At 73.8% G+C, this 4,492-nt stretch carries 3 protein-coding genes; all 3 read right to left on the bottom strand.

Annotated features, from left to right (window positions below; translation table 11 throughout):
• On the bottom strand, positions 1–1,947 hold a 1,947-nt coding region (locus tag Q7W29_09790; GenBank protein MDO9172111.1), incomplete at its 3' end, for a phage holin family protein.
• A 67-nt stretch (positions 1,948–2,014) separates the two neighbouring features.
• On the bottom strand, positions 2,015–3,496 hold the full coding sequence (gltX, locus tag Q7W29_09785) for a glutamate--tRNA ligase (protein MDO9172110.1): 1,482 nt from the start codon (positions 3,494–3,496) through the stop codon (positions 2,015–2,017).
• The coding region (locus Q7W29_09780; protein ID MDO9172109.1) for a hypothetical protein at positions 3,489–4,492 on the bottom strand (1,004 nt) is incomplete at its 5' end. The genes gltX and Q7W29_09780, both read right to left, overlap by 8 nt.

Here is a 4,492-nt window from a genome sequence, read left to right as displayed (position 1 = left end):
GGAGCGCAGGTCGGCGTGCGTGGTGCCCCAGGAGACCGGCAGCAGGATGAAGGGATCGGTCTGGGGGCCGCCGAGGCCGCCGTGGCTGCCCAGCTGCTCCTCGAAGACCACGACGCGGCGGTCCGGCAGCAGGGCCCCGTTGACGATCAGGTCCCCGGCGTGGGGGTGGGACAGCAGGGCCGACAGCTCGCCGGTCCAGAGGGCCTCGTCCCAGTAGGGGGCCAGGGGATCGGACTCGCCCCGCAGCTCCCCGGTGTCGAGGTTGCGCACGCCGTCGCGGCCGATGATCAGGGCCTCGCCGTCGTCGCCGCGCACCAGCACGAAGCCGATGCCGGCGTGGCTGGCGAGGCCTTCCACCAGACCCGGATACAGCGAAGAGATCTCGGCCAGCCGCAGGGGGCGCTGCGCGCCCTCGCGGTAGATGTGGGCGAGCCCGCCCGAGACGCAGACGACCAGCGACGACTCCCCGCCCGCGCCCGCGTCGTGATCGGGTTCTTCGTCGCGCAGGCGCTCGAGCGTGAGACGGCTCTGGAACGCCAGCCAGGACCGGCGGTCCGGCCCCTCGTCGCGCAGTTCGGCCAGCAGCGCGCCCAAGTAGGCGGCCTCGCTGTCGCGGGGCGGCAGCACGGGGCGGACGCGGCCGGCCAGCCGCGCGACCAGCGCCTCGAGGGTCTCGCCGCTGTGCGCCCGCAACGGCAGCGAAGGGCTCTGCCCGTGGTCGGCCAGCACGACCACGTCGTAGTCGATCGGCGAGGCGTCGCGCACGAGCCGGCGCAACTTCTGCAGCTTGCGGTCGAAGCCGGTCAGGGTCGCCAGGGCCTCGCCGGCGTCGGGCCCGGCGTGGTGGGCCACCTCGTCGTAGCCCACGAAGTTCGAGTAGATCACCGGCACGCCCCGCACCACGTCCTGCGCCAGCCAGAAGTGGGAGGTCTCGCGCAGGAAGGCGTTGCCGACGGCCCGCATCGCGGCCTGGCGGAAGCTGCGGCGGACGGTGCGCTTGCGCGGGTGGAAGCGCGACTGGGCGTTCCAGGACAGGGCGGTCATGAAGTCCCAGAACGTGGCCGCCACGGCGCTGGTGTAGGCGTAGGGGCTGAGCCAGAAGAGCGAGAAGTCGGCGCGCTCGCCGGGGCGGCGGTGGTCGTCCGGCTCGCGCAGCGCGCTGAGGGTCATCAGGCGCTTGGCGGCGCCGCCGGACAGCAGGCTGTTGATGCAGGAACCGCCGGCGAGCAGGCCGTCGCCGAAGGCGAACCCGGCCTCGGCGGCGCGCAGGTCCTCGGCGCGGCTGGCGACCAGCACGCGGCGTTCGTGGCGGTCGTACCAGCGGTAACCGGGCAGGCGCGCCCGCGTGCCGTAGAACAGGCCGCTCTGCACGGCCGGCGTGTTGGACGGCACGCCGCAGTGCCAGCGGTGCAGCCGGTGCGTCCCGAGCGCGCGCAGGCCGGCCATCGTCGGCATGCGGCCGCGGCGCAGGGCGCGCGCGCAGCTGCGCCACGACAGCCCGTCCACCTGCAGGATCAGCAGTCCGCGCACCTGGCCGGGCCGCGCCCGCGGGCCGTAGCGGCGACCGACGCGGCGCAGGATCGTCTGGAAGAAGGGGTAGACGTCGTCGATCCCCAGCCAGCCGGTGACCGCGCCGTTGACCGCGGTCATCACCACCAGGCCCAGGAAGGCGTAGCCGAGGTTGTCGATGTTCACGACCCGCGAGGTCGCGGCCGTCAGGTAGAGGATGAAGCCGTTGAACAGGAGCGTCGGCAGGCCGAGGGTCGCGGCGTTCAGGGGCAGGGTCGCCAGCACGAGCAGGGGGCGCAGCAGCAGCAGCAACAGGCCGAACTCCACCGGCAGCAGCGCCGCGGTCAGCCACCAGCGCGGCACGCCCGTGTCGATCCAGATCCCCGGCAACAGCAGCGCCACGAGCGCCAGCGAGGCCGCCGAGACGCCCCAGACCAGCAGGTAGCGGATCAGGATGCGCAGGTACAGCGGACGCCTCCCTCTGCGGCGAGCGGGAGCAGCCGGTTCAGCGGGCGGCGGCGCGCAGCCGCGCCACGGTGCGCGGCCCGCCGATCAGCCACATGACCTCGAACATCCCCGCGCTGCGCGTCAGGCCGGTCAGGGCGACGCGGCAGGGGTGGATCAGGTCGCCGGCCTCCAGGCCCAGGTCGGCGGCGAGGCCGCGGACGGCCTCCTCGTAGACGTCCTGGGGGGCCGGACCCTGCGGCGGCAGCGCGGCCTCCAGCCGGTCGGCCAGCGCCAGCAGGCGGGCCGGGATCTCGGCGCCCGCCAGGTGGGCGGCCGCCTCGGGATCGACGGGGAAATCGTCGGTGAAGAAGAAGCCGATCTGTTCGGGGATGCGGCGCAGGTCGCTGAAGCGGCCGCCGAGCATGGCGAGCACCTTCGTCAGGTAGTCGCGGGTGTCGTCCGCGGGCGCGCGCCAGGCGGGATCCAGGGCCCAGCCGCGCGCGTCGAGCATGGGCTCGGCGAGGGCGAGACGGTCGGCCGGTCCGAGCCGCTTGAGGTGCTGGGCGTTGATGTGGGTCAGCTTGTCGTAGTCGAAGGCGGCCGGCGAGCTGTTGACGCGCTTGAGGCTGAAGGCCTTGACCAGCGCCTCGCGCGTGAACACCTCGTCGCCGGAGGCGCCGGGCGACCAGCCCAGCAGCGCCAGGTAGTTGATCATCGCGTCGGGCAGGATGCCCTGGTCGCGGAACTCCTCGACGCTGGTGGCGCCGTGGCGCTTGCTGAGGCGCTTGCGGTCCGGCCCCAGGATCATCGGCATGTGCCCGAACTTGGGGCGCTCCCAGCCCAGCGCGTCGTAGATCTGCAGCTGGAAGGGCGTGTTGCTGACGTGGTCGTCGCCGCGCAGCACGTGGCTGATGCGCATGAGGTGGTCGTCGACCACGACGGCGAAGTTGTAGGTCGGGAACCCGTCCTGCTTCAGCACGACGCGGTCGGTGATCAGGTCGTTGCGGAACTCGCGCTTGTCGTAGACGAGGTCGTACCAGAACGTCTCCCCCTCGTCCGGCGTGCGCAGGCGCCAGCTCGGCGCGCGGCCGTCGGCTTCGAAGGCCGCGACCTGCGCCGCGGCGAGTTCGCGGCAGTGCCCGTCGTAACCCGCGCTCTCCTGCTCGCCGCGCGCCACGTTGCGGGCCGCGATCTCCTCGCCGGTGCAGAAGCACCGGTAGAGGCGGCCGCTCGCGCGCAGGGCCGCGGCCTGCTGCTGGTAGACCTCGAGCCGCTCGGACTGCAGGTAGGGGCCGCAGGGGCCGCCGACGCCGGGGCCCTCGTCCCAGGTGAGGCCCAGCCACTCCATGCTGCGCAGGATGGCCTGGTAGGCGGCGTCGGTGCTGCGCTCCTGGTCGGTGTCCTCGATGCGCAGGATGAAGGCGCCGCCCGTCTTGCGGGCGTGGAGCCAGTTGAACAGGGCCGTGCGCGCCCCGCCCACGTGCAGGTAGCCCGTGGGGCTGGGCGCGAAGCGCAGGCGGACGGCGGACGTGTCACTCATCGCTGGTCCGTTTCTCGGGCGCGGCGCCGTCGCGGGCCGCACCGGGCAAGTGGGGGCTGCGCGACTGCACGGCGTCGCCGATGGGCTCCGGGCCCTGCGTCGCGTCGAGCTGCGCGGTCAAGGCCGCGAGGTCCAGGCCATACGCGGCGCGGCAGGCGTCGTCGGGCGCGTCGCCGTCGCGGACGTCGGCAAGAAGGTTCCGCAGGCGGGTCGGGCCGCCGTGCTCCTCGACCAGCCGCCAGACCATGACGAACACGGAGTACTGGGCGCGGCGGTGCATCTGGCGGTCGAGCTCGGGGTCGGGCAGGGGTCCGGCCGCCAACAGCGCTGCGGCCTCGCCCGGCGAGAGCAGGACCGGCCCGTCGGGACGGAACTGGCCCATGTAGTTGTTCAGGTGGACGCCGAGGTCGGCGGCGTAGACCGCGAGGCCCTCGCGCAGCCAGAGCGGCAGCGCGCCGCAACCGTTGACGTCCAGCAGCCAGCGCGCCGTCAGCTCGCAGGCGGCGTGGGGCAGCAGCGTGCGCGCGATCAGCACCGGCACCGGCTGGATGGTGCAGGCGCCGTCGCGGTAGCTCATCATGCGCCAGGGTCCCTGACCGGTGAGCTGCCCGTACTCGTCGAGGTTGTCGGGGTTGAGGATCGGCAGGCCGCCGACGGGCGCGAGGCCCAGCAGGGCGCCCACGTCGACCAGGGCGGCTTCGCAGTGTTCCAGCAGCGGGGCGATCTGGCAGGGGTCGTACGCCGTGTCGAAATCCACGGTGAACGGCCCCAACGACAGCCGGCCCGCGGCCCGCGCGACGTCGGGGCGGTCGAGCCAGCGCGGGCCGTCGCAGACGGTGCGGTAGCCGAACTCGCGCCCCGCGGCGTCGCGGCGGGGCGTCCAGCCCGGCAGGACGTGGGCGTGGTGCGGGTCGGGATAGCCGTCGGCGCGCAGCTGCTCCGGCGTGAAGCGGGGGAAGCCGGGATCCGCCGGGGGCAGGCCGGCCGCGCAGCCGG

Source organism: bacterium, from assembly GCA_030654305.1.
GTDB lineage: Bacteria > Krumholzibacteriota > Krumholzibacteriia > LZORAL124-64-63 > LZORAL124-64-63 > PNOJ01.
Note: the sequence above shows the minus strand (reverse complement) of the source record. Positions and strands in the feature narration are given on the sequence as shown.

Coding starts and splice junctions, on each gene's coding strand:
- gltX (MDO9172110.1), bottom strand. CDS start 3,496: ATGAGTGACACGTCCGCCGTCCGCCTGCGCTTCGCGCCCAGCCCCACG.